The sequence below is a fragment of the Psychrobacter sp. CLB018 genome (assembly GCF_041222815.1).
GTDB classification, from domain to species: Bacteria; Pseudomonadota; Gammaproteobacteria; order Pseudomonadales; family Moraxellaceae; genus Psychrobacter; species Psychrobacter faecalis.
Genome location: NZ_CP166085.1, coordinates 1,546,351 through 1,563,229, shown reverse-complemented (window position 1 = coordinate 1,563,229; position 16,879 = coordinate 1,546,351). Strand labels below are relative to the sequence as shown.

Below are 16,879 nucleotides of genomic sequence, written 5' to 3'. Positions count from 1 at the left end.
ATTCCTGACTTAAGAAATCACTATGTTTGAATGTAAAAAGCCCTTTTAAATGAAAGGGCTTTTTTAATTTCGATAGCTTATAGCTTTTTAGAACGTTATTTACGACCGAGAACCCAGCCACCATCCATAAAGACGTTCGAGCCATGCATATAGTTTGAGTCATCAGACGCCAAAAATACCGCGAGCGCTGCAATCTCTTCGGGCTTGCCAGCACGCTTAGCTGGTATACGATTTAAGCGCTCATCATCAATACCATCGGTCATAGGCGTTTCGATAAAGCCCGGTGATAGAATATTTACTTTGATCCCTTGACTGCCAAAATCAAATGCCAATTGTTTGGTAAATCCTAACACCGCATGCTTGGAAGTCACATAAGCGGAACCGCCGGGTCCTGCCATTTGCGTCGCTTGCGAGCCAACATTGATGATAACTCCACGTCCTTGCTTGATAAAGTGCGGAATCACCGCTTTTGAGGCGAGGTATGGCGCTTTGACATTAATTGCCATCAATTTATCGTATAAGTCTTCTTCTAACTCGACGGCATTATCATAAGCGTCGTGGATGCCCGCACCATTATATAAAATGTCAATTTGACCATAAGCTTCTAAGGCTTTATCGACCACCGCTTCAATCTCTGCTTTTTTGGTCACATCGGCATGCACAAAGAGAGCGTCTTGACCTTTATCGGTTATGTCTTTGACAATACGTTTGCCGTCTTCTTCATCGCGACCCGTGACGACAACCTTTGCCCCTTCGTCGGCATACGCTTTTGCAGTCGCTTCGCCTAGTCCTGAGGTACCGCCAAATATAATAGCCACCCTGTCTTGTAATTTCATCATGTTCATCCTTGTTTTTTATATTGTAAATGAAACTTTTTCCTATCTGATAACATCTGGGTTAGATTAACATAGTCACCTAACTGTGAATGTTAGGCTATGTTAGACATTTTTAATCAGCCAATAACTGGCACTTATCTAGCCTTTTAGTTGCATAAATAACGTTTTCTTAACGTTTTATCGGCTAACATTAAGGTATTCTATAGCTTCAAAGCTGGCGCAACATCACATTAAACGTTAAGCCAACCTTTTAAAGCTAAACTATGGACGAAGCTGCCCGTCGTTGCGGCTACCTGTGCGCCTATTTATCATCAAGCTCGATCATGGCTTTGCCACCCTCAACAATATGGATAGTTGTTATGCCCTTTATAAAAAAAATTGATTCATTCTATGAAAAACTGCACGATAAGCTGCCAGTCGTAGGCAGAGCGGCTTCTTTTCTGACGGGTACTGGCGTCCTCACTGCCAATAGTGCGTTGGTTGGTCTACCGGTCTGGACTATGGGCGCGGCGAAAGTATTGACTGGGTCAAAACTGACCGATGATGCCTTAATTGCAATTACCAAATATTGGATTAATACTAATAATGCCGTTATCGACCACGCATTACCTCATAAAGACTGGCGCATCAACCTGCCCGATGATCTAAGCGAAGATAAGCAGTATCTCTTGGTCAGTAACCATCAGTCGTGGGTCGATACCAGTATCGTGCAATATATCAGCCAAGACACCCTGCCTCTAACAAGGTTTTTCACCAAGTTTAATTTGATTTATATTCCCGTTATCGGTCAAGCCTTTTATTTCTTAGACTTCCCAATGATGCGCCGCCACTCTAAAGAAGCGATTGCCAAAAATCCTGCCCTCAAAGGTAAGGATATCGAAGAAGCAAAGCGCGCCTGTCGTCAATTAAAAAACAAACCTTTTGCGCTATTAAACTATTTAGAAGGCACGCGCTTTACTAAAGAAAAACATGATAAGCAAGGCTCACCTTATGAGCATTTATTAAAACCACGCGCTGGCGGGTTGTCGTTAGCGCTTAATGCGTTAGGCGATGAATTGGATTCTATTTTAGACATGACTATCGTCTATCCCGACGGTGCGCCTGACTATGATGATTTATGGAAAGGTAATATCCGTCGCTTGGGCGTCGATGTGACGCGCTTAACCATACCGGACGAGTTATTTGCGGCCATTATGGATGGTGGCTATGACCGTGATGAAGCCACTAAAAAAATGATGTTTGATTGGCTCGAGGACATTTGGCAACAAAAAGATGCGCGTATTACTAAGATGCTAAGTGAGTTTGAGTAGACTTTGGCAGTACGTTAAACTCTATCCATGTAAATATAAGATTTAGAATCCACATCAGCCACAAGCTTAAAAGTGAGCTTGTGGTTTTTTTCTGCCACGTTTCTACGTTTTTATTCCCCAGCTATTCCACATCTTAGCAAAAACCATCAGCAACATGACAAAAACGAATATGTTAATGCCAATTCGCTGCATGAGACGCTGCGCGTGATACCGCATAATGATGACATATTTTATATTGACTGAATCATTGGTGATGCTATGAACACCTTTCCGCTATTTTTTAAATTAGAAGACCGCAAAGTATTAATCGTTGGTGGCGGTGATGTCGCGTTACGTAAAGCAGACTTACTCAGGCGCGCTGGTGCTGCGATCACGATTCTTGCACCAACTATCAGTGCTGAAATACAAGCTTTGCTCAGCCATACTAAGGACAAAGCCAAGCACGAACTGATTTATGAAAACTACAATAAAGCTTATATGACTGGCGCACGCGTTATTATCGCCGCTACCGATGATGAAACGCTCAATCATCAGATTCACGCTGATGCCAGCGAGCTGAATATTCCCGTTAATGTGGTTGATACGCCGCATTTATGCGACTTTATTTTCCCAGCCATCGTTGATCGTAATCCAATTGTGATTGGCATCTCATCCAATGGCAAAGCGCCGGTGCTGGCACGTTTACTGCGCGCACGTTTAGAGACGTTAATCCCGCAAGGTTATGGCAAATTGGCCAAGCTGGCTGGTGACTTTCGGAATGAGGTAAAAACCAAAATCCCAACGCTGACAGGACGTCGTCAGTTTTGGGAGCGCGCTTTTGAAGGTGAAGTCAGTCAGCTGATGTTTGCTGGTAATGAAGATGCAGCAGCGGCGCGACTGCAAGCGGATTTAGATAACACTGCATCCGCTATCAATAAAAAAAGTACAGCAGATAATACATCTACAGAATCTCACACCGTAAAAAATCCAATGGGTGAAGTTTATATCGTCGGTGCAGGCCCCGGTGATCCAGAGCTGCTGACCTTTAAAGCGCTGCGCCTCATGCAGCAAGCCGATATCGTCTATTATGATGCGTTAGTATCACCGCAAGTATTGGATTTATGCCGTCGCGATGCTGACAAAGTATTTGTCGGTAAAAAACGTAGCAACCATGCCGTCGCTCAGTTTGGCATCAATGAGCTGCTTGTCAATAGTGCAAAAGAAGGTCGCCGTGTGGTGCGTTTAAAAGGCGGTGATCCCTTTATCTTTGGCCGCGGCGGTGAAGAGATTGAAAGCTTGCGTGCGCATGGCGTCCCTTATCAAGTTGTGCCTGGTATCACTGCTGCTAATGCTGCTGCAAGTTATGCAGGTATTCCTTTGACGCACCGTGATCACTCGCAGTCGGTACGTTTTGTCACGGGGTTTTTGAAGGCTGGCACGCCAAACAGCAACTTTAAAAGCTTTTTAAATACCGACGAGACGGTGGTGTTTTATATGGGGCTGCATTCACTACCACGCTTGACGACAGGTTTGATTGATGCTGGACGTAGTAGCGATACCCCTATCGCCATTGTCTCTAATGCCAGTATGCCCAATCAGCAAGTTTTGACTGGTACGCTTGCCAATATCGTTGAGTTGCAAGAACAAAACCAGCTACCCACGCCTGCTCTGCTGATTATGGGAGATGTGGTTGGACTGCATCATGATCTGGCTTGGTATCATGTAGACAATGAGCAAAACAACGAAAATGCTGCTGATACTGATAACAATTGGTTGCGCGGTGGCAAGACAGCGGCGGCAAAAGCCCCTACTAGCCAGCAAGCACATGCGCTATCAATGGTCGCTAATTTGGCGACCGCTGATGATGTGGAGCAACTAGTAATTGGTTAAGTGCGATTAAGGTCAAGCAACTATCGAGATTGTAGAGAGCATCAAAAACCTCTATGACGTTGACATAATAATAGTTTGTTAAAGGTATACCTACGAGGAACCAATTAGGTGCTTTAACTAATTCGGTACCCTAGTGAGGACTTGAATCTTTGGCTGTGAGCTAATGGTATTAAGGTTTCAACTTGCTGAGATAGCCACAGTGTACTTCATGATGTACTTACCATAGATATTCTATCTATGATCGGTGCGCTAGTGAGGACTTGAAGAGACCATCCCAGATTCTGTGTAACTGACGTTTAGATTAAATACTTACACAAAATTTAGGAAGGTCTCAAAGCGCCAACTTATCCTTATATTCACACATACCTTTTAATGCATTATCGATTAACGTTTTCATCTTAGACAGTTCTGAAATTTTAATGTCTAGCTGTTTGTTTTTTTCTAGAAGCTTTTCACCCATTTGTGATTGCGTCAGGTTGTTTGAATACAATAGCTCTGTTAGCTCTCTAATCTCTTTTAAGGTGAAACCTAACTCCTTCGCCATAATAATCATATTGAGCTGTTCCACAATCCTGTTATCGTAATCTCTATAACCATTAGATTTTCTAGATGGTGACGAAATTAATCCTTCCCTTTCGTAAAAACGGATCGTATCTCTGCTTAGTCCGACTGTTTCAGTTAATTCTTTTATATTCATTATCGAGCACCCTCAATTAACGCTTGACTATGGAGTAATGTCCATAGTTTATAGTAGGCGTTAATTAACAACAAGTAGGTTCTTTTATGGATATAAATATTCTGACGGACGACAACGTCGAGCTGCGTGCAACCCTCTATAAAGCGAATAACCCTAAGGCCGTTGTTCTAATAAATCCAGGAACCGCTACTAAAACTTCTTATTATTTGCCGTTTGCTAAATACTTAAGAGAGCATGGTTTTCATGTCATTCTTTGGAACTATAGAGGTTTTTGCGATTCTAAAACAAGTCATCTAAAGGAGTGTCATTATCAGTATTCTGATATCGGACGGTACGACATTCCAGCTGCCATCGATACAGCTAAGCGCCTGTTCAATGACTTACCCTTGTATTGCGTAGGGCATAGCGCTGGAGGTCAACAAGTTGGCCTTGCTCATAATGCTGATCAATTGGATGCTTTAATCGCAGTGGCTGTCTCAGCAGGATACTTTAGCTATATGCCGCTTCGCTATCGTCTTAAGGCTAACTTCTTTTTCCGTTTTTTAGCACCGCTTAGTAATAAAGTCTTTAATTATGTGCCGGCTAAAAGCTTCAAACTCATGGAAGATTTGCCAGCTGGTTTTACAGAGGAATGGGGTGCTTGGTGCCGAGAAAAAGAGCTGTTTTTCTCGGATAAATTCTATGGGAAAACCATTCCCCTTGGGACTTACAAGAATTTTAATGTGCCAACTTTCGTCTTCACTGCCGATGATGATGAAATCTGTACTGAACGCAACCTGCATAATTTTTGGAAAAATGTGACCAGCGATCGACCTATCACTTTTAAACGCTATAGCATTGGCAGGGGCTCAGACCAATCAGTTGGACATTTTGGCTACTTTAGAAGTAAAAACACTCATATTTGGCAAGATATTTTAGAGACGATCAACAAGGTACATCATGATAAACCGTTACAAACACTATAAAACCCTGATTTTCATTGTATTACTTAATGTGTTTTCGAGCATTTTACACTATGTTCATAATGTGATTCATTTCGATCACTATCCTGAGCCTGATTGGTTATCTCCTCAGCTTGTAGATGCCTTCTGGTTCGTCATGACACCAATTGGTATCTATGGCCTGATTGTGGCTGTCAAAAGCCAGATGACCAAAGGACGTTGGTGGCTTTATTTGTACGCCTTAATGGGGTTGTTGTCGTTACTGCACTACAACATAGAGACTGATAATATCATGACTGTTACCATGCACAGTCTTATCTGGTTTCAAGCAATTTGTGCCTTTTGGTTAATCGCCTATGTAACGATGTACTTTAAAAATAAAAGTGGGCATTAAGAGTACTAATTGGTGAAACTTTAGCCTTTATAAAAATAGCCTAACCTCTTATTTATCGTTTTAAGGAATTGAAAATGAATGTCGAAGAAACAATAGCAACATGGGAAGCAGAAGAAGCACGTATTAGAGAAAAGCTAGGTAACGCTGATGTTATTCCATTATCAGACTTAACCACTCGCAGTGGTATGGATATTTTTAATGCTATGTTTGCAGGAGAGCTGCCTCATCCTCCTATTGGTCTGACACTTGACTACACTCCTATCCATATGGAAAAAGGTATTGCCGTTTTTCAAGGGCGTCCAAAGCGTCATCATTACAACCCATTGGGTACAGTCCACGGCGGCTGGTTCTGCACGCTTTTAGATTCCGCTGTTGGCTGCGCTGTCCATACCCTTTTGCCAGCAGGAAAAACCTATACAACGTTAGAGATAAAAGTAAATATGGTGCGAGCTTTGACAGTGGCAACACCTTTAGTACGGGCTGAAGGCAAAGTCATTCATGCTGGTCGGAGAACAGCGACTGCTGAAGGCAAAATTGTAGGGCCTGATGGCAAATTATATGCCCATGCCACCACAACCTGCATCATTCTTGATGTTTAGATAAAATTTTTGGGTGGTGTTCTAAAAAGTATGCTGGCGATAGAAGCCAATAAAAAATCTATGCTAAGTTCTCTGATTCTATAGGGCTTTCAAGGCTTCAAAAATTGTTCAAGTTTTAATCAGCATACTTTTTGACACACCACCTATATGGGTATAGCTATCTTCCAAACTCATCTTTAATCTTCTTTATTTTTTGTTCTGCTGCTGCTTCGTAAACCTTATAAGTCTTATAGTGTTGTTAGACCTTCTGAAACAGTTATATCTGTATTACGCTAGTTAAGGCTTAGAAGACGCTTAAATAGGCTCTAGAGAGAAGAAACGACCATAATTGCATAGAATTCTGCTAAAATAAAAACTACAGAACAGTTGTTGCTACAAGATTTGATAAGTTAAATTAGAGCTATGAGAATACAGTGGCTCGCGTTTATCTTTGGTTCAAATTGTGAATGTTCAATACACCCTAATTATTATCTTCTGTATTAGCATTAAGTGTTATATCTAGCTAGATAGGATGAGTAGAAAATATCTCGTTCTATCTAGCTTTTTTTGTGTTGTGTTTTATATATAACCAAACAGAATTTATTAAAATACTGGGCTGTTCGATCATTATCAATGTATCCAGTTTTCAATCGTATATTTACACGCCGATCTACTTACAGACAAAAATTTTTAGGAGAGAAATTATGAGTATGGTATCTGAGTTTAAAGAGTTTGCTTTAAAAGGTAATGTAATGGACTTAGCTGTCGGTGTCATTATAGGTGGTGCATTTGGAACCATCACAACATCGTTAGTCGAGGACATCATGATGCCAATCGTCGCCTTTATTGCTGGCGGTGAAATCAACTTCAAGAATATGTTTGTGATATTAGGCGATGTGCCTGAAGGTATTGCTATGACCTATGACGCCTTGAAAGAAGCAGGTGTTCCTGTATTAGCTTATGGTAGCTTTATTACGGTACTTATTAACTTCCTGATTTTAGCATTCATCATTTTCATGATGGTGAAGATGGTCAATAGATTACGTCGTGCAGATGAAGTAAAGGAAGAAGTGACAGAAAAACCTTCAGAAGAAGTGCAGTTACTTCGTGAGATTAGCGCTAAGCTTAGCAATACGAATGTTACTAAATAAGAGAGTCTAACCTGAGATGCTCTAATAGAATGAAAAAAGGAGCCCATCTGAACTGACCCCCAAATATTGGACGGTTTAGTTTACCCCAAGGACTGAGTCCTGTACTGCACAGGACTCAGTCCTTTTAGTTTCTATCAGTGACAGTAACTGCTGCCTGAGCAGATAAGCCAAAGAGAGATAACGCCATACTTAGAATAACTTTTTTTCATAGAACCTACTTTCTTTAATACCCAAAACACTGTTTTCAAGCATTAATAATACCCTATATTTGTTCAATAAAGTGAGTGCTATATAACTAACCGTCTGATTGAACCGCCCCGAGATTGTCGGAGACTCAACATTCTGAGAGAATACGACAATGAAAAGACAAACCTACACTCCTGAGATTAAAGAACGCGCCGTTCGCATGCTGATTGAAGCGTCGAGCGACTATCCTTCCACATGGTTAGCGATTCAAGCCATAGCGTCAAAGATTGGCTGTACGCCTGAGACCCTGCGATCCTGGCATAAAAAGCACATAGACCAAACCATTCCCGCCTCAGTGCAGGCTCAAAGTGACAAAGAGCGTATCAAAGAGCTTGAACGCGAATACAGAGAACTCAAGCAAGCCAATGTGATTATACGTAAGGCTGCCGCTTTTTTCGCCCAGGCGGGGATGGGCCGTCCACCCAGATAATGGTTCAGTTTATTGATGACTATAGAGGTAGTTATGGGGTCGAGCTGATCTGTAGAGTATTACCGATTGCCCCATCAACCTATCACCGTGCTAAAGACTTGGAGAGCTACCCTGAAAAACGCTCACTGCGCAGTCAGCATGACGACTATTATCTCAGCGAGATTAAACGCATCTGGCAGGACAGCAAATGCCGCTATGGTGCGCGTAAAGTCTGGTAGCAGATGAAAGCTGACGGGTTAAAGGTTGCTCGGTGTACCGTCGAGCGTTTAATGAGCCAGCACGGCTTACAAGGTGTCTGGCGCGGTAACGGTAAGATTACCACCAACAGCCGTGACGACCAAGAGCGTGCTGATGACTTGGTCAATCGTAACTTTAATGCCCATCGTCCTAAATAAAGCATGTACATAGGTGCATTCGTTTATTTACCCTGTTTTGGATATTGACCCATGTAAATGATGAGATTAAGCCATTAAATAAAGTAGCCCAACTTGAATAAAAAGCCTCTGACAAACCTCACAGGGTTGAAGTGCTGCCTTTCATTCAAAATTTCAGGCAGCACCCTCATACATTTAAGCGTTGGTATGAGCTGGTAGCTTACTAGCCAAAACATCTACTTTTTCAATAGACGGTGGCTCTGAAAATAGCTCATCGGCCTGAGCCATCAAAGCAGCTGCAACCTTGCCAGATAAATGTGCTTGGCGACCCGCCTCATCAGGAAATGCATCAAAAATACCAAATGTTGTAGGTCCAAGACGTAGGCCAAACCACGCAACTGTCGCAGGTTCTTCCATTACAATAGGTAAACCGGCTTTAAGGAAAGCTTCCACTTCGTCTTCTTTACCCGGTTTAGCTTCAAGACGGACATATAAAGCTGTTTTAAGCATAATTAAAACTCCACAATTGATTAGAATTAAAACTGATTCTGACATTGCTAATGTATGCATGTCAATCATGATTCACATGCATGGAAAAGTATAAGGTCTGACGGAATTATTCGTAATGAATTACAGTACGAATTGACTTACCTTCATGCATTAGATCAAAGGCTTCATTGATCTGATCCAAGCCCATCGTATGTGTCACAAATGGTTCTAATTGAATTTTACCTTTCATGGCATTTTCAACCATTCCTGGAAGTTGCGTACGACCTTTTACGCCACCAAAGGCAGAACCTAGCCATTTACGACCAGTAACAAGCTGGAATGGACGGGTAGAGATTTCCTGACCTGCGCCAGCTACACCAATAATTACGGATTGTCCCCAGCCACGGTGTGCACTTTCAAGGGCTGCACGCATCACATTCACGTTACCAATACATTCAAATGAATGATCTACACCCCAGCCAGTCATTTCGACAATTACTTGCTGGATTGGTTTATCGTAATCTTTAGGGTTCAAGAAGTCCGTTGCACCAAACTCTTTTGCCAGCGCAAATTTATCTGGATTCATGTCAACCACAATAATACGCCCTGCTTTAGCTTGACGTGCGGCTTGTACGACTGCCAAACCAATACCACCTAAACCAAAGACCGCAACACTATCACCTTCTTGTACTTTAGCCGTGTTATGTACTGCACCGATACCCGTTGTTACCCCACAACCCAGTAAGCAGACATGTTCGTGATTGGCTTCAGGATTGATTTTAGCCAATGATACTTCTGCCACTACAGTGTATTCACTGAACGTTGAGCAGCCCATATAGTGGTAAATCGGTTGACCATTGTAGGAAAAACGAGTGGTACCATCTGGCATTACGCCTCTACCTTGAGTTTCGCGAACGGCAATACACAAGTTCGATTTTCCAGATTTACAGAATACGCACTCGCCACATTCAGCGGTGTAAAGTGGAATTACATGATCACCTGGTTTGACGCTAGTCACGCCTTCACCAACCTCAACTACAACACCAGCACCTTCATGCCCGAGAATAGCCGGAAAAACACCTTCAGGATCATCGCCAGACAAAGTAAATGCATCTGTATGACACACACCGGTATGGGAGATCTTGATTAATACTTCACCTTTCTTCGGTGGTGCAACATCAACTTCAACAATTTGAAGAGGTTGACCAGGACCAAACGCAACGGCAGCACGTGACTTCATGGAATAACTCCTTATACAGATCTATTTTAAATATGATTTTAGAATCTTGGCGATTTCAGCCAATTCTTCTTTTCGTTGTTGTTCTGTGGTTTCACCTGATACTAAAGTGTCCTTTAAATGAACCTCTAACATCTCATTCATTAAACCATTAATAGCACCACGCACAGAGCATATTTGTTGCAGAATTGCACCACATTCCACATTGTCTTCTAACGCTTTTTCAATCGCTTGCGTCTGACCTTTGATCTTTCTGACGCGTAGAAGAATCTTTTTTTTGTCTTCAACCTGATTAGGCATCAGACCTCCTTATTTGCTAGCTTTTATACTATAGTACCCCATAGTATAAAAAGAGCAATATTTTTTATAAATCGAAAATCAAAAAGCTCTTTAGCGAAAATTTTCTATCCCTGTTTTTAGTTTTTTTTAAATTAACATCATAGAGCTTATGCGAAAGTCACAAAAAAATGGGACTTTTAGCTCCCATTTTTTATTTTGGCTCGTGTTCTTTGTAATGCTGTGACCTTCTAGAATTATGTTTCAAATTTTAGCCACTTTGTAGATATTTTGAACGTTTCAAGCCTTGAAGATACTACCGACAATTTAGATTAAACTGCCTTTACAGACTGTACTAGAATATTTTTAGTGAGCGGATGATGTTTATTATTCATTATTTAGGAATTATTAAATCCTATAAATATCATTTATTGGATTAATTTATTTTGGTACTGTGCATATCATCCCCCAGTTAAGAATAAGGAACAACTATGAATAAGATGATGAATGCTCTTATCCTAGAAAATTTTGGTGATCATGAATTTACACGTGTAGAACTCCCTATACCTCAACCAGAGGCTGGGCAAGTTCTAGTACGTATTCATGCTAGTGGTGTAAACCCTATTGATTATAAAATTCGTCTTGGTGAAGCACCATATGCTATGCCAGAGCTTCCTGCCGTGTTGGGAACAGATATGGCTGGGGTTGTAACTGCTATTGGTGAAGGTGTCACTCACTTCAACATCGGAGATGAAGTTTACGGTCTGATTGGTGGCGTTCGTAATCTTCAAGGATCTTTAGCAGAATATGTTGTAGCAGATGCTGATCTGATCGCATTAAAGCCACGGAATATCTCTATGCGCGAGGCAGCAGTACTACCATTGACGTTCCTCACCGCTTGGGAAGGTTTAGTGGATAATGCTAAGGTCCAACCAGGGCAAACTGTACTGGTTCAGGGTGGTGCTGGTGGCGTTGGTTATATGGTGGTTCAGCTTGCAAAAGCACTTGATGCAAATGTTTGGGCGACTGGTCGTACAGCTGATCAATCACTGATTTCAGAACTCGGTGCAACACCTCTCGATTACACATCAGCATCTACCGATGACATTATTGCTGCAAGCCCTGAGGGTCAAGGTTTTAACATTGTTTACGACACTGTGGGTGGTCCAGTACTCGAAGCTTCACTTTCCATGACGACTCACTATGGCCACATCACCAGCTGTGCTGCATTTGGCAATCATAATTTAGCGAGTTCATCTCTACGGTGTGCCACACTGTCTGGCGTATTCATCCTATTGCCGATGTTAACAGGCAATCGCCGTTCTCATCATGGTGATGTCCTTAAGATCGCTACTCGTCTCGTTGAGGAAGGTAAACTGCGTCCTATTGTTGATCCTCGTCATTTTACTCTAGACCAAGCGATTGAGGCTCATGATGCTGTTCAAGATCGCTCTGCCAATATTAAGGTAGTTATTGATGTCATTTAACGCACTTCAGGCCAAGACTTGGCGCTTCAATTGTATTGGAGATACAGATGTTCTGACATTAGAAACACTTCCTGTTGCTTTACCAGCCGCAGGAGAAGTTCTAATACAGATGAAAACGATCGGACTCAACCGGGCTGATGTAATGTTTCGGCGTGGTACTTATATTCAAAAGGCAGTATTCCCTTCTCGTCTGGGATATGAGGGAGCAGGCATAGTTCTTGCGATAGGTGAAGGTGTACGCCAATTTTCTCCAGGAGATGCAGTATCGATTCTTCCAACTGACAATCTAGCCAAATATGGGACATATGCGGACAAGCTTCTGATTCCAGAAACTTTTTTAGTTCACAAACCCGATAGTTTAAGCTGGGAAGAAGCTTCTTCAATCTGGATGCAGTATTTGACGGCTTGGGGTGGTGTAATCCATGCTGGTGGAGTTTCGAAAGGAAAAACGATCTTGATCACAGCAGCTTCAAGTAGCGTAGGACTAGCTGCGATACAGATAGCTGAAGCAGCGGGTGCTAAGGTCATTGCAAGTACACAGACGATAGAGAAAAAGCAACGTTTACTGGATCTCGGTGTTAAAAATGTTATAGCCAGTGAAGATGAACCAGATTTGTATGAGGCGCTTGTTTTACGTTTGGGTGGAGAACATCTTGATGTCGCCTTCGATGCTGTAGGAGGGCCACATATTGAACAGATTGCAAAAGCGATGTCTGTAGGAGGAACTATGGTTATGCATGGTGCACTTAGCCCGGACATCACACCATTTCCCCTAAAAATTGCATTACGCAAGAGCTTAACCATGCGAGGTTTTTTGTTCCTTGAGGTTCTCCATGACCCTGTTCTAAGGGAGCAAGCCAGACGATTTATTCTTAGCAGTATAGGTGCAGGATATCTTCGTCCAGTGATCGACTGTTGCTTTAACTTTGAGGACATGCATGACGCTCAGCGCTATCTTGAATCAAATCAGCAAATAGGAAAAATTGTAGTTACTCTAAATACATGATGGTCTTATCTGATTCAGTTTTCTATATGGCCCAACACTTCCGCTAAATAATCAAACAATGCGCGGATTCGCAAAGGTGTCGGGCCCCGCTGTGGACGATATAAATACAGGCGCCAAACGGGAGAGGTTTCCTCATGAAGTATCTGAATGAGCTTACCACTCCTAAGCCACGGCAAAACTAGAAATCCAGGCATGTGTCCGAATCCAACTCCAGCGAGAATAGCTTGAAATTCAGCTTCTAGATCATCTGTAATAAAACGAGGCTTTGATGGCGTGAAGCTTCGACTTTCGGTGAATGTCCATGGCCAGTAACGCCCTGTTTTATGATCGAATAGTGCTGTTAGAGGGTATTTATCAAGGTCAATAATTTTTTTAGGCATTCCGACCTTATCAATTAACTCTGGCGTACCCACAGAATAAAAGTTCACTTTAGCCAATTCCCTTGCCACATATCGATTGTCCGGCAAAAATCCAAATCTGATCCCGATATCTATCCGCTCATCGATCACATCCGAGTGTGAATCTGTTAGCACACATTCCACGACAATATCTGGGTAACGTGTGGCAAATTCTGCTAGTGCAGGTACTACCAATTTACGCCCTAACACAGACGACACAGTAAGACGGACAGTCCCGCGCATTTCATCTCGTTTTTCCTTGGTGTCTTTTACAAGCAAAGCATCGATCGATCCCACCGCAAAACGTGCTTGCTTTGCCAGACGCTCCCCATCAGCGGTAATTTTAATTTGTCGAGTACTCCTGTAAAACAGAATCTCTCCGCGCTGCTCTTCTAGCTCTTTTATTGCCCGTGTCACTAGCTGCGGGGAAATACCGAGCTGAGTGGCTGCCTCTTTAAAATTTCGAGACTCTGCTGCGACACAAAAGATACGCATCATTTCCAATTTGTTCTGCATGTCCAATCCTGTGGTCTGGTAATTATTCCGTAAATAGGAATTCTGAAAGATAATATTATTCATTTATTATACCTAACAAGGCTGTAATACTTAATCCATCAAATATGATTGACAGATAGGTTGAAGGGCACTTGTATGAATAATATAGAAAATAAAGTTATTGTTATCACTGGTGCAAGTAGTGGTTTAGGTGAAGCTACTGCTCGCTTACTTGCTAAGAAAGGTGCAAAGGTTGTACTTGGTGCTAGACGTACTGAAAAATTAGAGGCTATTGTTCACGACATTCGTGCTGAAGGTGGTCAAGCTGAATTTATTGGTATGGATATAACCAAACCACATGAAGTACAAGCACTTATTGAAAAGGCATTAAGCGCATTTGGTCAAATCGATGTATTGGTAAACAATGCTGGATTAATGTCTATTGCACCATTAAGTGAGCTAAAAGTTGATGAATGGGATCGTATGATCGACATTAATATTAAAGGTGTTCTTTATGGTATAGCAGCTACTCTACCTGTTTTCCAAAAACAAAACTTTGGACACTTTATTAATCTCGCATCTGTTGCAGGGTTAAAAGTATTTAGTCCAGGAGGTACTGTTTATAGCGGTACTAAGTTTGCTGTAAGAGCCATCTCTGAAGGCCTTCGTCATGAAGTTGGGGGAACAATTAGAACGACTACTATTGAGCCTGGTGCAATTGAGTCAGAACTAAAATTCGGTTCTTCTCATAAAGAAAGTTCAGAGTTTGTTACTGATTTCTACAAACAAGCCATACCAGCTGACTCAGTCGCTCGAGCAATTGCTTATGCAATTGAACAGCCTGCGGATGTAGATATTAATGAAATTGTTTTGCGCCCAACGAGCCAAGAGTTTTAATTATTGAATAACATAAAATGGGAGCACTTCGCTCCCATTTTTACTATATTTTTTTAAAGTTGAGGACAAATCTATGAAAGCCGTATCGTATGTTATAAATAACCATGATGATTTTAAAAATTCATTGGTAGATATTGAAAAAGCGAAGCCTATGCTTAAGGAGCGTGATGTACTGGTAAAAGTTCAGGCAATCTCTGTGAATCCAGTTGATACCAAAGTGAGAAAAAATTCGTCTGAAGCAAATAATCGTATTTTAGGTTGGGATGCCGTTGGGGAAATTATTGAAATTGGCTCAAAAGTTACCTCGTTTAAAGTAGGAGATTCTGTTTGGTATGCTGGCGATTTAACCCGAGATGGTAGTAATGCTGAGTTTCAAGCAGTCGATGAACGAGTTATCAGTCTTAAACCAATTACAGTATCTAATGCAGAAGCAGCAGCATTGCCATTAACTGCAATAACGGCATGGGAAATGCTGTTTGATCGGTTTCAAATTTCAGAAACAGAAGTTGGCAGTGTTTTAATTATTGGTGGTGCAGGCGGTGTAGGGTCAATCGCTATCCAAATCCTAAAAGCAAAAACAAATCTGACCGTTATAGCAACAGCTTCACGTGAAGAAACGAAATCTTGGGTGGAATCACTTGGTGCCGACCATGTCATTGATCATAGCAAAGATTTAAATGCACAAATCGAGACACTAGGCATTGCAAAACCAAAATACGTATTCTCTACAAATCATACAGAAACATATATCAAGCAAATAGTTTCTCTGATTGCACCACAAGGCAAGCTTGGATTGATCGATGATCCACAAACATTTGATATTATGCCGTTTAAGACTAAATCTATTTCTATCCATTGGGAGTTGATGTTCACTCGTTCAATGTATGAAACCGATGATATTGAAAAGCAAGGTGATCTGTTGCAACAGGTTGCCCAATTAGTTGACCAGCAAAAAATTAGAAGTACCCTCAACCAAAATCTAGGCAAAATTAACGCTTCAAACTTGGAGAAGGCGCATAAGTTACTTGAATCAGGCAAGTCAAAAGGCAAAATTGTACTAGAAAACTTCTAAAATGAGGGAGCCCAAGCTCCCCTCAATTAGTGACTAGCCAACTTGTTCAGAATCCATTAATTGACTTACCAAGCTGACTAGATAATTCAACTGTGCTCAATTCACAGCTCTGATACTCTGCTGAATATCCTGCACAACCCCTTCATGCGAAGCTTGTTGCTCTACCAAAAAGCTTCGCTCTTGTTCAGGATAATATTCCTCTAACACATCTAGCCCTTCCTCTATATCCGTTTCAAACCTTGCATTCGCAAAACCTGAACCGCCCCGGGATTGTCGTATTCTCTCAGAATGTTGAGTCTCCGACAATCCCGGGGCGGTTCAATCAGAAGAGCTACCGACCTCTTATATAACGCGTCAATCTGATAGCAGCATTGAATTTATGAGCAGCGTATTACAAGCCATCAATTCGATGATGCTTTATATGCTCGCTGCTATTGCTAGAAAGGACTATGAAGATCGACGTAACCGTCAGATGTAAGGTATTTCTCGTGCTAAGCTAGAAAGTAAGTATTCGGGACGTAGGAAAGATACCGAGAAGCGTAAGATTATCGCTAGCCTTCTGAAATCTGGGCGTAGTTATTCTGAAACACAAGCTACATCTAAGTGCTCGCGTCAGTTGATAGCTGTTATAGCTAAGCAAATACTCAAATACTCAAATACTCAAATACTCAAATACTCAAATACTCAAATACTCAA

At 41.7% G+C, this 16,879-nt stretch carries 16 protein-coding genes, 2 pseudogenes and 1 other annotated feature; of the genes and pseudogenes, 11 read left to right on the top strand and 7 right to left on the bottom strand.

Annotated elements, in window-relative coordinates; genetic code table 11:
• Positions 1 to 95: 95 nt before the first annotated feature.
• Positions 96 to 839 carry an SDR family NAD(P)-dependent oxidoreductase gene (locus AB8P72_RS06625; protein WP_198327795.1) on the bottom strand — a complete coding sequence of 248 codons (744 nt, stop codon included), beginning with the start codon at positions 837 to 839 and terminating at the stop codon, positions 96 to 98.
• 356 nt (positions 840 to 1,195) lie between these two features.
• Between AB8P72_RS06625 and AB8P72_RS06620 the strand changes: the two genes are divergently transcribed.
• Complete coding sequence (locus AB8P72_RS06620) at positions 1,196 to 2,146, top strand: acyltransferase (protein WP_198327796.1); 951 nt, start codon at positions 1,196 to 1,198, stop codon at positions 2,144 to 2,146.
• Between the two features lie 258 nt (positions 2,147 to 2,404).
• The gene (cysG, locus tag AB8P72_RS06615; RefSeq protein WP_198327797.1) at positions 2,405 to 4,015 is read left to right on the top strand and encodes a siroheme synthase CysG; all 1,611 of its coding nucleotides are present in this window, start codon (positions 2,405 to 2,407) and stop codon (positions 4,013 to 4,015) included.
• A 331-nt stretch (positions 4,016 to 4,346) separates the two neighbouring features.
• Here the strand turns inward: cysG and AB8P72_RS06610 are convergent, their stop codons facing one another.
• Complete coding sequence (locus AB8P72_RS06610) at positions 4,347 to 4,712, bottom strand: MerR family transcriptional regulator (protein WP_369958251.1); 366 nt, start codon at positions 4,710 to 4,712, stop codon at positions 4,347 to 4,349.
• An 86-nt stretch (positions 4,713 to 4,798) separates the two neighbouring features.
• Between AB8P72_RS06610 and AB8P72_RS06605 the strand changes: the two genes are divergently transcribed.
• The 5 genes and pseudogenes from AB8P72_RS06605 to AB8P72_RS06585 all read left to right on the top strand — a co-directional run.
• A complete protein-coding gene (locus AB8P72_RS06605) occupies positions 4,799 to 5,677 on the top strand; it encodes an alpha/beta fold hydrolase (protein ID WP_201570463.1) in 879 nt (292 codons plus the stop codon).
• On the top strand, positions 5,652 to 6,047 hold the full coding sequence (locus AB8P72_RS06600) for a hypothetical protein (protein ID WP_101204402.1): 396 nt from the start codon (positions 5,652 to 5,654) through the stop codon (positions 6,045 to 6,047). The genes AB8P72_RS06605 and AB8P72_RS06600 overlap by 26 nt, the downstream gene beginning before the upstream one ends.
• A gap of 74 nt (positions 6,048 to 6,121) precedes the next feature.
• On the top strand, positions 6,122 to 6,646 hold the full coding sequence (locus AB8P72_RS06595) for a PaaI family thioesterase (RefSeq protein WP_031944047.1): 525 nt from the start codon (positions 6,122 to 6,124) through the stop codon (positions 6,644 to 6,646).
• 683 nt (positions 6,647 to 7,329) lie between these two features.
• Entirely contained in the window at positions 7,330 to 7,776 is a 447-nt protein-coding gene (gene mscL, locus AB8P72_RS06590; RefSeq protein ID WP_201625140.1) for a large conductance mechanosensitive channel protein MscL, read from the top strand.
• A gap of 358 nt (positions 7,777 to 8,134) precedes the next feature.
• A pseudogene (locus AB8P72_RS06585) lies at positions 8,135 to 8,841 on the top strand (IS3 family transposase); the annotation flags it as partial.
• Positions 8,410 to 8,526, top strand: a sequence feature (AL1L pseudoknot). (Overlaps the previous pseudogene by 117 nt.)
• A 180-nt stretch (positions 8,842 to 9,021) precedes the next feature.
• On the opposite strand, the gene AB8P72_RS06580 reads toward AB8P72_RS06585, so the two are convergent.
• The 3 genes from AB8P72_RS06580 to AB8P72_RS06570 all read right to left on the bottom strand — a co-directional run bounded on the left by AB8P72_RS06580 (position 9,022) and on the right by AB8P72_RS06570 (position 10,852).
• Positions 9,022 to 9,336, bottom strand: coding sequence for an antibiotic biosynthesis monooxygenase (locus AB8P72_RS06580; protein ID WP_281490300.1), 315 nt, complete (start codon positions 9,334 to 9,336; stop codon positions 9,022 to 9,024).
• A 106-nt stretch (positions 9,337 to 9,442) separates the two neighbouring features.
• Complete coding sequence (locus AB8P72_RS06575) at positions 9,443 to 10,555, bottom strand: S-(hydroxymethyl)glutathione dehydrogenase/class III alcohol dehydrogenase (protein ID WP_369958250.1); 1,113 nt, start codon at positions 10,553 to 10,555, stop codon at positions 9,443 to 9,445.
• A 21-nt stretch (positions 10,556 to 10,576) separates the two neighbouring features.
• On the bottom strand, positions 10,577 to 10,852 hold the full coding sequence (locus tag AB8P72_RS06570) for a metal/formaldehyde-sensitive transcriptional repressor (protein WP_001133624.1): 276 nt from the start codon (positions 10,850 to 10,852) through the stop codon (positions 10,577 to 10,579).
• Between the two features lie 467 nt (positions 10,853 to 11,319).
• Between AB8P72_RS06570 and AB8P72_RS06565 the strand changes: the two genes are divergently transcribed.
• Positions 11,320 to 12,315, top strand: coding sequence for a zinc-dependent alcohol dehydrogenase family protein (locus AB8P72_RS06565; RefSeq protein ID WP_369958249.1), 996 nt, complete (start codon positions 11,320 to 11,322; stop codon positions 12,313 to 12,315).
• Complete coding sequence (locus tag AB8P72_RS06560) at positions 12,305 to 13,321, top strand: zinc-dependent alcohol dehydrogenase family protein (protein ID WP_369958248.1); 1,017 nt, start codon at positions 12,305 to 12,307, stop codon at positions 13,319 to 13,321. Before AB8P72_RS06565 ends, AB8P72_RS06560 begins: the two co-directional genes overlap by 11 nt.
• A 14-nt stretch (positions 13,322 to 13,335) precedes the next feature.
• Here AB8P72_RS06560 and AB8P72_RS06555 read toward each other — a convergent pair whose 3' ends face one another.
• Positions 13,336 to 14,235 carry a LysR family transcriptional regulator gene (locus tag AB8P72_RS06555; protein ID WP_369958281.1) on the bottom strand — a complete coding sequence of 300 codons (900 nt, stop codon included), beginning with the start codon at positions 14,233 to 14,235 and terminating at the stop codon, positions 13,336 to 13,338.
• Positions 14,236 to 14,370: 135 nt separating this feature from the next.
• On the opposite strand from AB8P72_RS06555, the gene AB8P72_RS06550 reads away from it, so the two are divergent.
• Together AB8P72_RS06550 and AB8P72_RS06545 are read left to right on the top strand one after the other, a co-directional pair.
• Positions 14,371 to 15,111 carry an SDR family oxidoreductase gene (locus AB8P72_RS06550; RefSeq protein ID WP_034617111.1) on the top strand — a complete coding sequence of 247 codons (741 nt, stop codon included), beginning with the start codon at positions 14,371 to 14,373 and terminating at the stop codon, positions 15,109 to 15,111.
• Between the two features lie 73 nt (positions 15,112 to 15,184).
• The gene (locus AB8P72_RS06545; protein ID WP_369958247.1) at positions 15,185 to 16,183 is read left to right on the top strand and encodes a zinc-binding alcohol dehydrogenase family protein; all 999 of its coding nucleotides are present in this window, start codon (positions 15,185 to 15,187) and stop codon (positions 16,181 to 16,183) included.
• Positions 16,184 to 16,279: 96 nt separating this feature from the next.
• On the opposite strand, the pseudogene AB8P72_RS06540 reads toward AB8P72_RS06545, so the two are convergent.
• Positions 16,280 to 16,438 (bottom strand): annotated as a pseudogene (locus AB8P72_RS06540) (hydrolase or metal-binding protein); the annotation flags it as partial.
• Positions 16,439 to 16,879 lie beyond the last annotated feature (441 nt).

Excerpts from the sequence above, each read along its gene's own strand:
- AB8P72_RS06625 (WP_198327795.1), bottom strand. The coding sequence starts at position 839 with ATGATGAAATTACAAGACAGGGTGGCTATTATATTTGGCGGTACCTCA.
- AB8P72_RS06620 (WP_198327796.1), top strand. The coding sequence starts at position 1,196 with ATGCCCTTTATAAAAAAAATTGATTCATTCTATGAAAAACTGCACGAT.
- cysG (WP_198327797.1), top strand. The coding sequence starts at position 2,405 with ATGAACACCTTTCCGCTATTTTTTAAATTAGAAGACCGCAAAGTATTA.
- AB8P72_RS06610 (WP_369958251.1), bottom strand. The coding sequence starts at position 4,712 with ATGAATATAAAAGAATTAACTGAAACAGTCGGACTAAGCAGAGATACG.
- AB8P72_RS06605 (WP_201570463.1), top strand. The coding sequence starts at position 4,799 with ATGGATATAAATATTCTGACGGACGACAACGTCGAGCTGCGTGCAACC.
- AB8P72_RS06600 (WP_101204402.1), top strand. The coding sequence starts at position 5,652 with ATGATAAACCGTTACAAACACTATAAAACCCTGATTTTCATTGTATTA.
- AB8P72_RS06595 (WP_031944047.1), top strand. The coding sequence starts at position 6,122 with ATGAATGTCGAAGAAACAATAGCAACATGGGAAGCAGAAGAAGCACGT.
- mscL (WP_201625140.1), top strand. The coding sequence starts at position 7,330 with ATGAGTATGGTATCTGAGTTTAAAGAGTTTGCTTTAAAAGGTAATGTA.
- AB8P72_RS06580 (WP_281490300.1), bottom strand. The coding sequence starts at position 9,336 with ATGCTTAAAACAGCTTTATATGTCCGTCTTGAAGCTAAACCGGGTAAA.
- AB8P72_RS06575 (WP_369958250.1), bottom strand. The coding sequence starts at position 10,555 with ATGAAGTCACGTGCTGCCGTTGCGTTTGGTCCTGGTCAACCTCTTCAA.
- AB8P72_RS06570 (WP_001133624.1), bottom strand. The coding sequence starts at position 10,852 with ATGCCTAATCAGGTTGAAGACAAAAAAAAGATTCTTCTACGCGTCAGA.
- AB8P72_RS06565 (WP_369958249.1), top strand. The coding sequence starts at position 11,320 with ATGAATAAGATGATGAATGCTCTTATCCTAGAAAATTTTGGTGATCAT.
- AB8P72_RS06560 (WP_369958248.1), top strand. The coding sequence starts at position 12,305 with ATGTCATTTAACGCACTTCAGGCCAAGACTTGGCGCTTCAATTGTATT.
- AB8P72_RS06555 (WP_369958281.1), bottom strand. The coding sequence starts at position 14,235 with ATGCAGAACAAATTGGAAATGATGCGTATCTTTTGTGTCGCAGCAGAG.
- AB8P72_RS06550 (WP_034617111.1), top strand. The coding sequence starts at position 14,371 with ATGAATAATATAGAAAATAAAGTTATTGTTATCACTGGTGCAAGTAGT.
- AB8P72_RS06545 (WP_369958247.1), top strand. The coding sequence starts at position 15,185 with ATGAAAGCCGTATCGTATGTTATAAATAACCATGATGATTTTAAAAAT.